Below are 15,806 nucleotides of genomic sequence, written 5' to 3'. Positions count from 1 at the left end.
ATTAATAGTTGCAAAAATTTAGTAAACTGGGATATTCTGACTATTCTCGCTCAGCAATTAATTGGTTAGTCACTTCCATGACTGCAGGAGGCAAGGTGAACCCGCCTTGAGATTTTTCTACTAGGGAGCGCTGTCTCAGGGAGGCTAAAGCCCTGAGTAATTCCTGAGGCGATATCTCCAGTAATTCATCCTGTAATTGAGTTAGGATTACAGGTTCTTTGTGACTAGCCATGGTATATATAATTTTATGTTCCAAATCTGATAACCGATCTAAGATTTCTTCGATAAAGTCACTAACGTCATGGGTAAATAGGGTAGTTGCCAAAAAATCGGTCACACTGCCATCAAAAACTTCTTTGATGGTTATGGCAACAAGTTTTAACATCAAGGGATTCCCACGATACGCCTTAATTAAATAGTCCCAGTTTTTCTGCCCAGACAATCCTTTTTCCTGCAAAATATACTGAGCGGCTTCCCCTAAACCTTCAAGTTTTAAGGAACGCACAGGTGAAGTCTCTCCTTCTTGTAACGAAATTTCGCTGAGTTTCTCCTGATTGGTAATCAACAAACAGCTTTGATGGGGTTCTTCTCCCCAGCGTCTGATGAATTCACCATAGCCTTCATAGCCTTCTCGGTAGATGCCCGCAAGTGTACCAATTTGTAGAATAGATTCGGCACCGTTGAGGACTATCAAACAGCGGTGTTGGCGGCAGTACTCAATTAGTTGGGAGATACGCTCCTTGGCAGTTTGACAACTAGGGAGTGGGTTTGACCCCTCGGCGGTTTCATATCCTACAGTTTCTAGGGGCCCAGATAAAGATTGGAGCAGTTCTGCTAGGATATCCTCTAACCGGGGTGCCTGACGTAAGGAACGCCATACCACATACTTGAACTGATCCTGAATTTGTTTAGCCAGCTTCACTGACAAGGTGGTTTTACCAATCCCTGCCATACCCTGTAGTGCCACCAATCGGCAACGATCCTTAACAATCCATGTTTCTAACTGGCGTAGTTCTTCAGTGCGACCATAGAAAACAGAAACATCTGGTGCCTCACCCCAATCCATGTGCTTGGGGTTTGAGGATTGGACAGTAGAGATAGGGGTATAGCTTCTGCAGTTAGAGGAGATATCCTGGGTTTCTATATGAGTCTGATAGCGATTGACCAGCAGCTGTTGCAGTTTGGTTAGCTTTACAGGCCCTGTACCCGATATAGGAAACTTTTTGTAGACCTCGCTGAGTCTTTTGCGCACTGCATGTTCACTAATGTTGAGGATTTTTGCGATCGCGTTTGTCGATTGACCCTCCATCGCCAAAGCCACAACCTCTAGCTCGGCTTTAGATACACCGTGTTCATTTGCGATCGCTTTTAGAAAGTCATAGGGAATCACAGTTGCACGCTCATACTCATAGAAACCTGATAGTTCATTGTAAATCCTCTTTCTGAGAACTGCTTGCCATTTTGGTCATTAATATGAGTTTTACCTGCCAGTTGTGTCCCGATCAATTCAAACCCATCTCTGGCAGAAAGACTTTGTCAAACCCCTATGGTTGAGGCATTTGCTGCCGCTTCGTGTTTCTTAAATCCATCACAGATGTAAGTCTGTTGGTCAGACGCTCCTCAAAAACTATGGCTAGGGATATCAACGAGGAGGGGTAACTTCAGTCATCATAGGAAGAACCTGAGTTCGACCTAACGCTGAAAGCCTTAATCTATCCTAGTCTCTGAAAGCCTGTATCCCTGCGGTGCGACCCTAGGGCGCGAGCAATCCCTCGCGCCCTAGGAGGCGCGCACCGTGATTTTTTCTGGAGTGTACCCTGATATCGAACTCACGTGAATAGGGGACTCACAACGGACCTAGAATGGCTTGCTGTGTACTACCAGTTCTACTTCCCGTTAAATACTCACTCTGCTAAAATTCATTGTTATGAATTTTAACCTGAGTTCAACGTAACGCTGAAAGCCTTAATATACCCTAGTTGCCCAAAGCTTATATCCCTTAGTCTTTCGTGGAGCGATCGCTAATCTCGAACTCAGGTTGAGCAGGTTTTTTGTTGCCCTTCACCACTGACTAATGACTGTGGATTTGATCTAAGTAAAAAGATCTGTGATCAGCCAATGTTCTGGGCACAATTGACCCTGGCAAACCTTATAGACCTGGCCATTAACTGCTACAAACCGATTTCCCTTGGCAGTAATTATGGTAATTTTACAGTTAATGGTGCAATGCGGAGGCGAAAATAGCGGTAAATACAGGCGAGGTTGAGTACAACAATAGATTGGCGGATGAATCTCAAAGAACCCGCCATTAATCGATTAATCAACCAGCACAATGGTTCAACGATTACTATCTAGTATCGGTTTCACCACCAAAAAGCCAGCACCAAATGCGCTCAAGACAATTCCCAAGATGGCTATAACCAACACCCAGCCATTGACATATGAGACTGCCTCTGGTTGGGAAGTTCGCAGGGAGCGATTGTCTTCTTGTTCAATCACTAAAGTTTCTCGATAGGAAGAGGGAGGGGTTTGAGGTTTCCTCTGAGGTGGGGAAAATTCACCCCCTGGGATAGTTGTAGCGGTGCGCTGGGGTGGAATTGGTGGAGCTTGACGGGCTTCCGGTGGCTTTACTCGCTGAGGTCGATGGACTTCAGCTGGACTCACTGGTTCTAAGGAATTGATCACCTGCTGTAGATGCAGAGCTGAATTAATAACTTTTTTAACTTCCTGTCGCAGCTGCTGGTGTTGTTTAACTAAATGCTGATTTTGAGAATGGAGAGAGTCCAACATCGCCTGTGTTGCTTGCAACTCAGCTGCTAGTTCCCGGTAGACAGAAATTGGTACTGACGGACAGTATGTATTCGATTTGTTTGCCGATGTTGAACTAGGGTAACGATCGCTACTGGATTTGGGCATAGGGGGGTTGGTTCGGTGATTAGAAGTCATAAGTATAGCTAAACTTCATCCAAGGCAAGAATAGTTGAAATTTTAATCTGTGGGCAGCCCTTGTTGGCTAAAAGCTAGGGAGATAGTCAAAAAAAACTCCCGCTCCATAGTCTGACTGACTATTGATAGTGATAACCGAAAAAAGTTTCCCATGGGTTCAGGCTCAGGAGCAATGTCTAGGGAAGTTTTCACGCCTAGTAGTAAAATCAGCAATTACCAAGGGGAGCGACAACAGTCTTGCCTTGGCTATAGGTTGCTTTGCTTTACTTCCATGCCATTTGGTTTCCGTCAGTTTTTTTCTACTCCTTTGGTCCTCTAGGAAAACGACGCCGTTGCAGGAATTCTGGAATATCTAATCCTGGTCTACTCTTAGGCTCAACCTTGGGAGTAGGGGGCATCGGTGTAGGAGCAATCGGTCGCCGATTCAGGGGAGTTTCCACAGATTTAGGTGCAGACTGGGCTTCTCCGGTAAATCCAGTAGCAATCACAGTAATTCTAATTTCACCCTGGAGCTTATCATCAATTACTGCTCCAAAGATGATATTGGCATTGGGATCAACCACTTCATAAACAGTTTCTGCTGCTGAATTCACTTCATGGAGGGTCAGATCACTGCCACCAGTAATATTTAAAACTACCCCTCTAGCCCCTTCAATAGAAGACTCCAGCAGAGGAGAAGAAATGGCAGCTACTGCTGCCTCTCTGGCTCGGGATTTTCCAGAACCCATTCCGATGCCCATCAGAGCCGAACCAGCATCTGCCATCACCGCTCGCACATCGGCAAAATCCACATTCACCAAGCCAGGAATAGTAATAATATCAGAGATCCCTTGTACCCCCTGACGTAGGATATCATCAGCTACTTTAAATGCTTCTTGAACAGGAGTCTGTTCTGAAATCACTGACAAGAGTTTATTATTGGGAATAACAATTAGGGTATCGACTCGACTCCCCAGAGCGGCAATTCCTTCCTCGGCTTGGGAAGTACGGCGGCGTCCTTCAAAGGTAAATGGACGAGTGACCACTCCCACGGTTAAAGCACCCATCTCTTTAGCGACTTCTGCTACAATCGGGGCAGCTCCTGTGCCAGTACCACCCCCCATCCCAGCTGTAATGAAAACCAAGTCAGTGTCTTCGAGAGCCTGGGCAATTTCCTCCCGGGATTCTTCTGCGGCTTTTTGACCAATGGCTGGGTTCCCTCCTGCTCCCAACCCTCGGGTCAACTTCTGCCCCATTTGTAAGCGTTGGGGGGCTGATGATTGGGCTAGTGCTTGAGCATCTGTGTTAATTGACCAGAACTCTACTCCACTGACATCACTGGCAATCATGCGGTTAACTGCGTTACCACCACCCCCGCCAACACCAATGACCTTGATTTTTGCAACGCTACCTGGCACGATATTGTCACTCCTAGTTTCTTCCCTGGGTATGCGATTAGAATCATAAGTTTGACCGAATTGTAATACAGAGTTACTAAAAGGATGTGTATTGTCGGATCCTAATGACAGATCTGCTTCTGCGATGATTTTAGAACTTTGAGCAGCAAGCCCTAGTTGACTATTAAGCGTCATTGCAACAGGTGAGGGTAAGTGTTTATCTTTATCTTTATAAGTTATATGTAGCAGTCTGAGTTAACTATAGAGTAAGTTGATTGAAAAACCAAAGACCCTGGCAACGGCAGGCTCTTAACCCGATAACTAACCTGAAACAAAACAATGGTTCTGGAAATATCGCCTCGGTTTAGCCGTCAGAGTAGGGCTAATCACCTGTCTGACCTTCAACGCTTATCCTTATTTAACTCTCGATTGCACACTTTCATAGTCTGTCATCATTTGAATCGATGGTAAGTCTGGGTTTTGCAGGTCAATGTAAGCTATTTTGCTCTTTTGTGTGCGCTTCGGCAATTCTCGCATCTGATCTAGAACTCTCAGTTGCGTGGGGAAGCGTTCAGTGTAAGGACCTAAATGTACATTTCCTAACTCGGTTTTCAGAATTAAGTTGGCTGGATTTCGCCAATCGATCTCGAAAACTTTTACAGCCGACTGACTCACAGCTTGATAAAAATCGAACCAGTAAGGGCGATAAACGGAATTTTGACCAATCACTTTCAACTTCGGCAACTGCAGGTTGGCCGAGAGTGGTTCGTAACTGCTCTTGGGGCTCCAGATCCCTTGCTCATCGACTAAACCCAAGGTTGGGGTAGAGTTTTTAGTTTTTCTGGTTTGGAGCTTACTCTGCTCAGCAATAGCCACTGGTTGACGCTCTCTAACTTGTATTGTCAATCCTGGTGGTATTAGTTGACGGCTAACTAGAGCCGAAGCAATAGGAGCTTCAGACTCCAGAAACTCGGCAAGGACTTGGGGTTGTACTTGCAGTAAAGACTGGGGATAGGATAAAGGCAGCAGGGAGCGAATCGCTTCAGCAGAAAGCCAATAATTCCCTTGAATCTCGATTTGTTCTGGGTGACGAATCATCCAATCTGGTAAAGTTATTGCCCAGAGTAAACTTCCAGCGATACCGCCCACCAAAAGTGTACGCCAAATCCTTTGATAAAATTGAATCCGGCGTATCCGTCGCAGTTGTTTGCGTCGATTAGACAATTGTGATTGAGAGACTGATGCGATGTTGGTCATCTACTACCGATCAATCGACAGAGTACATTTATGACTTGAAGTAAGCCTGACAATTGGCGCGTGGGCGTTTGCGCTGCGGCGCGATCGCTTCACGCCAATCTACCCAAAAATCTGGGTAACGACAAGGTTTGAACTTTGCAATTCCTCAGTGAGCACCAAATACTTTTTTTAATTTAACCACTACTAGGTTCCCACGTTTTATACTTAACAGGTTCCATCAGCCTGATGGGAAAAGGCATTGGTGCCTAATCAGTCCTCTATAGTTAACTCATTCCACGTACCTTGGTCGTGGGATGAGCCAGTGATTAGTGATTAGTCTTTTACAAAAGACTAATTACTGGCGACGCTTTCTATCTCACCCTGTTGAAGGAGTGGGCTTTCTAACCGCCTTCTGTAAACCACAACCATCACCACAACGGTAGGAGGTTAATTTATGGAACTGCATCTACCAAGATTTTTCAAAGCGTGTAACCCAGCTAAAACCTTAGATATGGGTAATCCAGAAGACCATCCATACTATATCGATTTTTCCGCTGTCAGGGGAGGAAAGATTATCGAAGCTTTAGGACGAACCATTACCCGTCTGTCACCAGATGAACCTACCTGTCAATTGTTTACTGGTCACATTGGCTGTGGTAAGTCTACTGAGTTGTTAAGACTTAAAGCCGAGTTGGAGAAGCAGCAATTTCATGTTGTTTATTTTGAGTCCTCTCAAGACCTAGACATGGTGGATGTTGATGTCAGTGACATTTTACTCAGCATCGCTAGGTCAGTCTGTGAAAGCCTAGAAGCGATCAGCATACAGCTCAGAGCCAGTTACTTTAGTAAATTATTTAATGAAATCAAAGACTTTTTGCAAACTCCTATCGAGTTTTCAACAGAAGCCGAATTTTCCGTAGGCATTGCCAAAATTACAGCCAGAAGTAAAGACAGTCCTCAGCAACGCCAACTGCTACGACAGCACCTAGAACCCCGCACCCAAAGCATTTTGAATGCCATCAACGAAGAAATTTTACAATCAGCGATTCAGCAGCTGAAGTTGCGTGGGAAAAGGGGTTTGGTGGTGATTATTGATAATCTTGACCGAGTTGATAATCGCTCCATGGCTTCAGGTCGTTCCCAGCCAGAGTATCTCTTTATCGACCGTGGTACTCAGTTAAGGCGTTTGAACTGCCATGTGGTTTACACTCTACCCTTGTCCTTAATGTTCTCCAACGAGTACGAAACTCTCAAAAATCGAGTCGGTGGTGGTGTGGCTCCCAAAATTTTGCCCATGGTGCCCATACAGTTACGGGATGGTCGTGACTATCCAGAAGGTATGGCACTGCTGCGACAGCTATTGCTAGCCCGAGCTTTTCCAATGGTTGATCCTCAACAGCGGCTCAACCTGATTCCACTAGTATTTGATAGCCCAGAAACCCTCGACCGGATGTGTCGCATTAGTGGCGGTCATGTCCGTAACTTGTTAGGGTTGCTCTATAACTGTTTGCAACATGAAGACCCACCCTTTTCCAGGAGTTGTTTAGAGAGTGTGATTAAGGGATACCGAGATGACTTGACTCTGGCTGTTGAAGAGGAAGAGTGGAAGTTGCTATCTCAAGTCGTGCAACAGCAGTCCGTCAAGGGGGAACAAGAATATCAAACCTTGTTGCGCAGTATGTTTGTCTATGAATACCAAGATCAACAAGGGCGCTGGTTTGGGATCAACCCAGCCTTAGCAGAAACAGAAAAGTTTCGGTCTCTAGCTCTGTAAGAAGGCTAAAATCCCTTGGCTTCCAAAGGTGCGACCCGTGGCGAATTTAATTCACCAACGGAAAGCGCACCTATGGGATTTTGCCAGAGAAGGCGGTGTATGATATAGGGTTAAGGGTGCAGGGTGTGGGGTGTTCTGGAAAATTGAGCCGGACTATTGACCTCGAAATTAGAACTCAACAGGTGCGACCCTTACCTGTTAATCACCTTTTCTTTTTGAGGAAGAACTTTCTCTCAACCCTTGGTATGACATTAGTTGAGCCTTCAGGTTCACCCCCCTCAGGTAAGGTACATCCCCTCATCTAGAACCTACCACCTACCACCTACTAATTGGTTCAAAGGGAGAAATTTTATCCCTAATTGAGTTGAAAACTGATCTAGTCAGGACAACCGCCGCCCCTCAAGGTAGAGTGACGGCGGTTGTCCTGATAGTTTAACTATTTTATCTGTTTTCCTCTAGGAACTTATAGTTCCACCCCACTAGAAAACCAGAAAAATTCCGGGAAATCACTGATATCCACGCTATGGACTTGAGGGTCAATAAGTGAATTTATCATTGCTATTAATAATTTTAATTAAATATATTGATTAAATAAGTAGTAGTAATTACTGAACTATTTATCAAGGTACTTATGAGAGATGTTTTTCTTGATTAAGGCCTGATTATACTTATTGTTTTTTATCAGTGAAAACCCGTACTTACCGATAAGTTCTGATAGTAAGATTACTATCTAGAGGGTAAATCACCCTAGTAATAGGGAATTTATGTACCAGTAGGGGTCAAAAGGTTAGTGACATGAAGCAGCAAAATCCCCCAGAAACACTAGCCCCATACAGTGCTCGCTCTCTATTAACCCTATCCCGGGCAATAATGTTCTCCCAAGGAGAATTTGCACTGATTTTGGTGCGATGCAACTACGAGTTATTTAGGAAGCAAATATGGGAGTACGTCCGAGAAATCACAGAGCTCACCATAGGTGAGCTAGTTCTTAACAAGTCTAGTCAAACTCTATTTAGTAATATCTTTAGCACCCAACAGTATGGGACAACATCTGCCCTAATGGTATCGGGTCTAGAGTCAGTTGATGGCATCAACCAGGTACTACTTTCGGCTAACCAGGTCCGAGATGAATTGCCCAAATGCTTAACCTGTCCTTTAGTTGTATGGGTAACTGACAAGGGACTTCAAAAGTTGATGAGGCTTGCTCCTTATTTTAAAAATTGGGCTACTACCTCGATTCGGTTTGAACTTACCATTGACCAATTACTCGCTTTATGTTATAGAACGGCAGATGAAATCTTTGCCAATATTTTGGCTAGAGACTTGGGAGAGTTTTTGCCCAACAAGGTGCTTTCTTTGGCTCCCGATTGCCACCGACGCCAAGAATTTGAGTGGGCATTACAGGATTTGCAATCTCGTGACATCAGCGTAGATTCTATCCTACTAGCTACCAAGCACTTTATTCTAGGGCGAGATGCCTTTGAAAATGACCAAATTAATCTGGCCTTGGAGCATTATCAGCAGAGTCTAAATTTTTGGCAACAGGATACAGGAGAATGGGCAGGCTGGTTGTGCAGTGAGGCTCCCCATTCACATGAACAATATTATAAACCGGTTAAACAGGTAAACGGATTTACAACTATCCAAGGCAGAGCTTCGAAGAAGAGAAAAGAGGGCAAAAGGGACACAGGTAACTGTTTCGACCAACGTCTCGGACAAACTAACCACTCAATCCCCCCCTTCTCTCATCCCCCCCTCACCCCTTCAGGTTTAGAACGGCTTGGTTTAGTGTTCTATCACATCGGCTTGTGCTATTGCCGTCAAGCCCAGTTGCAAGGCTCCATCGGTTGCCATCAGTGGGAGCAAGCCCAGAAAAGCTTCTGTACTGCCATTGAGGTGTTTACGACCACAGGACGCTTGGACTTGGTGGCTCAGTTGACCATAAAACTCGGAGAAGTCCTACAACACCTGGAACATTGGACAGAATTACAAGATTTAGCGCGAGAGTTTCTGGCACACCCAATAACTCTCGATAATCCAGTTCAGCTCTCTCGAGCCTATGGCTTTTTGGCAACAGTTGCCTATGAGCAATCGAATTGGAACCGTGCTATAGACTTAGCCCTCACAGCTGTGCGCACTCTGGAGACATCTCAGCCGACTCTCAACGGTCAAAAGCTTTGCCACCGAGGTTCCTATCTGCTGCTAGCTGCTAGATCTGTGCGCCAGCTGGGCAAGCCAAAATCTGCCATTAATTATCTTGAACAAGCCATAAACCTCAAAACTATCGAGCCCAACCCTCTACAGCAGCAGCCTCAACTGTTCATGGAGCTGTTGGAGGAATTGCGATCGCTCTACTTCGAGCAAAAAGCATACCAACGAGGGTTTGAACTTAAGCAACAAAAACGCTTGATAGAACAACAGTTTAGGTTTTCTACGTTTGCTGGTATGGCTCCCTTACAGAGTGTCGAGCCAAGTCGAGAAACTGAGGCAACGATTACCAAGAAAGGTTTTTGTTCATCAGCCCTAGAAATTGCAGCCGCTGGACGTCAAACCGATGTCAACGGCCTGCTCGAACGCATTAGCCGCAATGACCACAAACTAACGGTGATTCACGGGACTTCCGGCGTTGGCAAGAGTTCCCTGATTAATGCTGGTTTAGTTCCTGCACTTAGCTCCAGAATTATTGGTGCTAGACAAACCTTGACAGTGGTGCAAACCGTTTACAGGAATTGGCTCGGTGAGCTGGAAAAACGTCTAGACCTTGAATTAGCAAGTACAGTCGTCTTCAAGTTTAAACATCCCAACCTTTCACCTTCAACCGTTCAACCTACCCCAAGGGAACGCCTACGGCTAACAACCTACCCCAAGGGAAAGCCTACAGCGAACAACCTACCCTACAAGGGACCCAGAGGCGAACAACCTTTAACCCTTAAACCAATTCTCGATAAGTTGTATCGGTGTTCCCAGCACAACTTATTAACCGTCCTGATTTTTGACCAGTTTGAAGAATTTTTTTTCCTTGCCACCGACTTAGAGCAACGGCATCAGTTTTATGATTTTTTAGCCCAGGCCCTCAATCTCCCCTTTGTAAAAATAATCTTGTCTATGCGAGAAGATTATCTACATTACTTGTTGGAGTTTGAGCGCTCTAAGGATCTCAGTGTCATTAACAACAATATCCTGGATCAGAAGCTGCGTTATCACTTAGGGGATCTGTCCCCAGAAAATGCCAAAAACGTTATTCACTCCTTAACAGCAGTATCTCAGTTTAAGTTAGAACCTGCTCTAATCGAGGCACTGGTAAAGGATTTAGTCACCAATACGGGAGTGGTGCGCTTAATTGAGTTACAAGTCGTGGGTGCTCAGCTACAAACGGAAAAAATTACTACCCTTGAAGGATACCGAGCTTTGGGAAATGACCCCAAGACAGTTCTAGTAGAGCGATCGCTTTCCCAAATTATCTATGATTGTGGGCCAGAGAATGAAGATGCCGTCTGGGAGGTTTTATTCTCCTTAACCGATCAACGAGGTACCCGTCCGTTAAAAACCCAAGCTGAGTTAGCACTCTCCAATGGTAACAACGCCACACTAACTCAAATCCCCTTGATTTTGGAAATTTTGGTGGGTTCTGGTTTAGTCTTCCGAGTGCCAGAAACACCACAAAACCGATATCAGCTGATTCATGATTATCTAGTTCTACCGATTCGTCAAAAATATAAGCAACGTACCCAATCTAATATTAGAGTACGGCTCAAACAAAGTGAGAGTCAACTGTTGCGGGTTCGCAAACAACGACTGCGTGCCATTGCCATTAGCACAGTGATGGCACTTTTAGCAGTGACCAATGGTGGCTTGAGATGGCGAGCCGAAGCTCAACGAATCAATGCTATGCTTAGTGCGCTGAGTGCCTCTTCAGAAGCTCTTTTCGTGTCCCATAAAACCTTTGATGCTTTGCTCGAAGGGTTAAGAGCCGCAAAAAAACTACAGCAGGAAGAGCAGCAATATCTACCATCTCGAACAGTAGATGCAGATACCCGTCTACAAGTAATCACAGCTCTGTCCCAGGCAGTTTATTCAGTTTCCGAACACAATCGACTGGAAGGACATAGTGATATTGTTTCCAGCATCAGTTTTTCCCCAGATGGTCAGTTGATTGCCTCCACCAGCCGCGATAAAACGGTCAAACTGTGGCATCCTGATGGCAAGTTAATCCAAACCATAGAAGGTCATCAAGATAGTGTAACCAGCGTATCCTTTAGTCCAGATAGTCAGTTAATTGCCTCTAGTAGCTGGGATGGCACAGTCAGACTATGGCGTCAAACTGGCGAGCCAGTCAGAACAATTACCACTCATGCCGGTCATATATACAGTGTCAGTTTTAGTCGAGATGGGCAGATGATTGCTGCAGCTGGCAAAGATAAGAAAATTCGATTATGGACTGTTGATGGCAAATTAATTAAAACCTTTTCCGGTCACCGGGGTGTAGTGCGGTCGGTAAGCTTTAGTGGAGATGGCAAGATCATTGCTTCTGCTAGTGCAGATAACACCATTAAGTTGTGGAGTCAAACGGGAAAATTGCTAAATACTCTTAGAGGACATAGCGCTCAGGTTAACTGTGTAGTATTTAGTCCAGATAGTCAGTTAATTGCCTCTGCTAGCGACGATCAAACCGTAAGGTTGTGGAATGCCAATGGCAAGCTAATCAAAACCTTTCCCAAGCATCAGCGATGGGTTAATGGTGTTTCTTTCAGTGCTGATGGTCAACTGATTGCCTCTGCCAGTGATGATAATACAGTGCGGCTATGGAACCGTGAAGGCACTTTAATAAACACGTTTAAGGGACACAGCGATGGGGTTAGTGGTGTCAGTTTCAGTCCTACTAAACCCTTTAGTTCTCAAGACAACCTAGCCCACAGCAAGTCCCATATCCCTCTACAACCATCCAACCCTCAAACTGACCAACTGATTCTGGCTTCAGCCAGCCACGATAAAACTATCAAGCTCTGGAGTAGTATTAATCAGTCTCACGTGATTTTAAGAGGGCATCAGGATGATGTACAGGATGTCACCTTTTCTCCAGACTCTCAACAGATTGCGACAGCTAGTAATGACACAACTGTTAAGCTTTGGGATCGCAACGGTAAGCTGCTCCACACCTTGACAGGGCATCATGATATGGTCTATAGTATTAGTTTCAGTCCTGATGGTGAGCTAATTGCTTCCGGTAGTCGAGATGGCACCGTGAAACTGTGGCATCGTAGCGGTACTTTGATTAAGACAATAAAGGGACATCAGGACTGGGTATTGAATGTTAGTTTTAGTCCTGACTCGGAGCACCTCGCTTCTGCCAGTCGGGACAGGACAGTCAAAATTTGGGATCGCACTGGTAAATTGCTTCATACCCTCACTGGTCATAGTGAGCGGGTTAATGCAGTTAAGTTTAGCCAGGATAGTCAGCGATTGGCATCGGCCAGTGATGATAAAACTGTAAAGCTGTGGAGTGCTGATGGGAAACTTCTGAAAACACTACCAGGTCATCGCAATTGGGTTTTGGATGTTAGCTTCTCACCCGACAACAAGTTTTTGGCAACAGCAAGTTATGATAACACAGTGAAACTCTGGCGCAAAGATGGCACTTTACAATCAACCCTCAAAGGCCATACTGATAGTGTGGCCAAAGTCCGCTTTAGCCCCAAGGGCAAAATTTTGGCAACCAGCAGCTGGGACAACCAGGTTCAGCTATGGCGCTTCGACGACACCCTGATCAAAACCTTGAAAGCTGGTGAGCATCGCGTCACAAATCTTAACTGGAGCCATGATGGAACAGCCTTGGCAGTGGCTAGTGAAGATGGTACAGTGGCAATTTGGAATTTGAATTTAGAGGATCTGCTAGATAAAAGCTGCCACTGGCTCAGAAATTATCTCCAAAACAACCCAGAAGTCAGAGAAAGCGATCGCCAACTCTGTCAGCTGATCACAAACAGCCATATCAAATAGAATAATTAGTAGGTCCGAAGCGGTAATGTTAGACTGGGAAATGGTGAATGGGTAATCATTGAACAACTAACGATCAAAACCAATGACCACAATAATTTTCCGGAGGGGAAGTTGGGTGGGAGGAAAATTAATAGTATGGGACTGATACCCCCAGCTTCCTTATCCTTAGTCAGGATAGGTTATTTCTTGAAATCCTAGCTAGATGGGATTATGGTGGTGTGGTGTGGTGGTATGATGGCGTGATTAGCTAATGAGGTTAGTATGGATAAATAAGATCCTCACGACCCTAATCAACAACACAGATGACCCCTAAAAGGCTATAGCCATAGGGGTATATTACCAGGGTTAGACTACCCAAAATTGAACAAGGGGGTGTCAGTCTCAGATTGATTTGCATAGGAGCTGTCTGGCATCCCCGTTCGTTAGATTTAGCTTAGCTCCTTTGCATTAGTTTCCCGACCTTAAGCGAAAGGATTATGGTAATTACAAAACGTGGCCTGGTTCTTGGTGCGACAGCAGTAGTCCTAACAACTGTAGCAGTTACAGGAGCTGGTCTTCATCTATCTCAAAGTCAGGCTTTCTTTCGCGAGAGTCCTAAGGAGCTAGTTGATGAAGTTTGGCAAATTATTAACCGCAGGTATGTAGATGCTACCTTCAACCAGGTTGATTGGGAAGAAGTTCGCCAAGATTATTTGAATCGCTCTTACAGCAGCAAGGAACAAGCCTACAAGGCAATCCGGGAAATGCTAGAGCCCTTGGACGATCCTTACACCCGGTTTATGGATCCCGAAGAGTTCAAGAATATGCAGATTGATACATCTGGGGAATTAACTGGTGTAGGTATTCAGATTGCCCTGGATGAGGAAACAAAAAAGTTGATGGTGATTTCCCCAATTGAGGATACCCCAGCTTTTAAAGCGGGAATCCTGGCAAAGGATATCATTATCAAAATTGATGGCAAGAGTACCGAAGGTATGGATGTCAACGATGCAGTTCAACTGATCCGAGGCAAGCCAGGAACTTCCGTGACTTTGACCATTCAGCGAGGCCAAAAGATAGTAGACTATCCCATCACACGAGCTAGGATTGAAATCCACCCTGTAAAGTATAGCTATCGGGAAACTTCAGATGGTTATGGCATCGGCTACATTCGCCTTTCTCAATTTAGTGCTAACGCGGCAAAGGAGATGGGGGAAGCAATCCGAAAGTTAGAAGATCAGAACGTTAGTGGCTATGTTTTAGATCTCCGGTCTAACCCTGGAGGGCTACTTTATGCCAGCATCGAAATTGCTCGGATGTGGTTTGATTCCGGTACGATTGTCTCAACAGTTAACCGAATCGGCAAAGCTGAATACCAGAGAGCAATTAATCGCTCTCTGACTGATAAACCATTAGTGGTACTGGTGGATGGTGGTTCAGCCAGTGCTAGCGAAATTCTTTCGGGTGCTTTACAAGACAATCAACGTGCCATATTGGTAGGAACTAAGACCTTTGGTAAGGGCTTAGTCCAATCCGTCCGAGGGCTTGGAGATGGCTCAGGTCTGGCAGTAACCATTGCTAAGTACCTTACCCCTAGTGGTCGCGATATCAATAAGTCTGGAATTGAACCAGATATTGTGTTTGAGCTTTCCGATGAACAGCGTAAGGACTTGCAGAAAAATCGTGACAAAGTTGGCACCTTGGATGATGCTCAGTATGCCAAAGCGTTTCAGATTTTGATGCAGGAAATTGCTGCCAAACAAGACTCAAGGGCAGAAGGGAAAGCTCGTTAATCCTCAAACCTTTAACTGATTGAAAGTGTGGAGAGTGTGGTAAGAGATGGGAGATTTTATGTTACCAATTCTCCCAATTACTTCTAATTGGTAATTGGTAATTAGTAATTAGTAATTAGTAATTGACAAACACACGACCGTTATAAGTTAAGATATTTTATTGATCCGAGGTTACCCCTTTCCCTTTGTATTTCAACCAAAGTATGATGTCCTAAGTCCATGTAGTAGTGATAGACTTGGTAAGTGATCGGGCTTTCCAAGTAGTGTATTCCGAGAAAAATTTTTGCTATTCCGGACTTAGTATACATTGAGTCAGCATTTTTTTGATGGAGCGGTCTTGTTGATAATTGAGACCGTTTTTTTTGTACCACAAGTCAGAATAATTACCAAATCATGAGGATCCTAGCCCGGTTACCCGTCAGATAAATCTCCTTTAAATTTCCTTAGTGACGAAAAAGTAGAGACGTAGCATGCTAAATCTATAATGAACCAACGATCAGCACTAGTCCAGCTGAATACAACTGCTGGAGACTGCGGAGCACTTGGGAAGAGCGATCGCTATTGCCAAAAATCCGTGCCACCCAATCAGAGCCAGGGAGATGCAATAAATCTTTACTTAAGTAAGGAGGCTTTCGGCTTCATCACCCAACTAGGATTCAATCGATTGGGGTGTGGTAAGGGTAGCAGTCATAACCATAAGAGTTC

General features: G+C 44.9%; 7 protein-coding genes and 1 pseudogene. 3 read left to right on the top strand and 5 right to left on the bottom strand.

Annotated features, from left to right (window positions below; genetic code table 11):
• Nucleotides 1-40: 40 nt before the first annotated feature.
• The 4 genes from F6J90_RS32945 to F6J90_RS32930 form a co-directional block, all read right to left on the bottom strand.
• Nucleotides 41-1,390: an NB-ARC domain-containing protein gene (locus tag F6J90_RS32945; RefSeq protein ID WP_293103733.1), complete on the bottom strand. Its 1,350-nt coding sequence runs from the start codon at nt 1,388-1,390 to the stop codon at nt 41-43.
• Between the two features lie 947 nt (nt 1,391-2,337).
• Nucleotides 2,338-2,916, bottom strand: coding sequence for a hypothetical protein (locus F6J90_RS32940; protein ID WP_293103730.1), 579 nt, complete (start codon nt 2,914-2,916; stop codon nt 2,338-2,340).
• Between the two features lie 329 nt (nt 2,917-3,245).
• Nucleotides 3,246-4,517, bottom strand: a complete 1,272-nt coding sequence (ftsZ, locus tag F6J90_RS32935) for a cell division protein FtsZ (protein ID WP_008186504.1) — start codon at nt 4,515-4,517, stop codon at nt 3,246-3,248.
• A gap of 219 nt (nt 4,518-4,736) precedes the next feature.
• Complete coding sequence (locus F6J90_RS32930) at nt 4,737-5,579, bottom strand: FtsQ-type POTRA domain-containing protein (protein ID WP_293103726.1); 843 nt, start codon at nt 5,577-5,579, stop codon at nt 4,737-4,739.
• Nucleotides 5,580-6,012: 433 nt separating this feature from the next.
• Here F6J90_RS32930 and F6J90_RS32925 point away from each other — a divergent pair, with 433 nt between their 5' ends.
• The 3 genes from F6J90_RS32925 to ctpC all read left to right on the top strand — a co-directional run bounded on the left by F6J90_RS32925 (nt 6,013) and on the right by ctpC (nt 15,101).
• Nucleotides 6,013-7,332 carry a P-loop NTPase fold protein gene (locus tag F6J90_RS32925; RefSeq protein WP_293103724.1) on the top strand — a complete coding sequence of 440 codons (1,320 nt, stop codon included), beginning with the start codon at nt 6,013-6,015 and terminating at the stop codon, nt 7,330-7,332.
• A 795-nt stretch (nt 7,333-8,127) separates the two neighbouring features.
• On the top strand, nt 8,128-13,329 hold the full coding sequence (locus tag F6J90_RS32920) for a hypothetical protein (protein ID WP_293103721.1): 5,202 nt from the start codon (nt 8,128-8,130) through the stop codon (nt 13,327-13,329).
• Between the two features lie 476 nt (nt 13,330-13,805).
• Nucleotides 13,806-15,101: a carboxyl-terminal processing protease CtpC gene (ctpC, locus tag F6J90_RS32915; protein WP_293103719.1), complete on the top strand. Its 1,296-nt coding sequence runs from the start codon at nt 13,806-13,808 to the stop codon at nt 15,099-15,101.
• 506 nt (nt 15,102-15,607) lie between these two features.
• Here the strand turns inward: ctpC and F6J90_RS32910 are convergent.
• Nucleotides 15,608-15,750, bottom strand: a pseudogene (locus F6J90_RS32910) (fructose-bisphosphate aldolase); the annotation flags it as partial.
• Nucleotides 15,751-15,806: the final 56 nt, after the last annotated feature.

It is taken from the genome of Moorena sp. SIOASIH, assembly GCF_010671925.1.
GTDB lineage: Bacteria > Cyanobacteriota > Cyanobacteriia > Cyanobacteriales > Coleofasciculaceae > Moorena.
The sequence above is the reverse complement of the archived record's forward strand: the minus strand, read 5'-3'. Positions and strand labels throughout refer to the sequence as shown.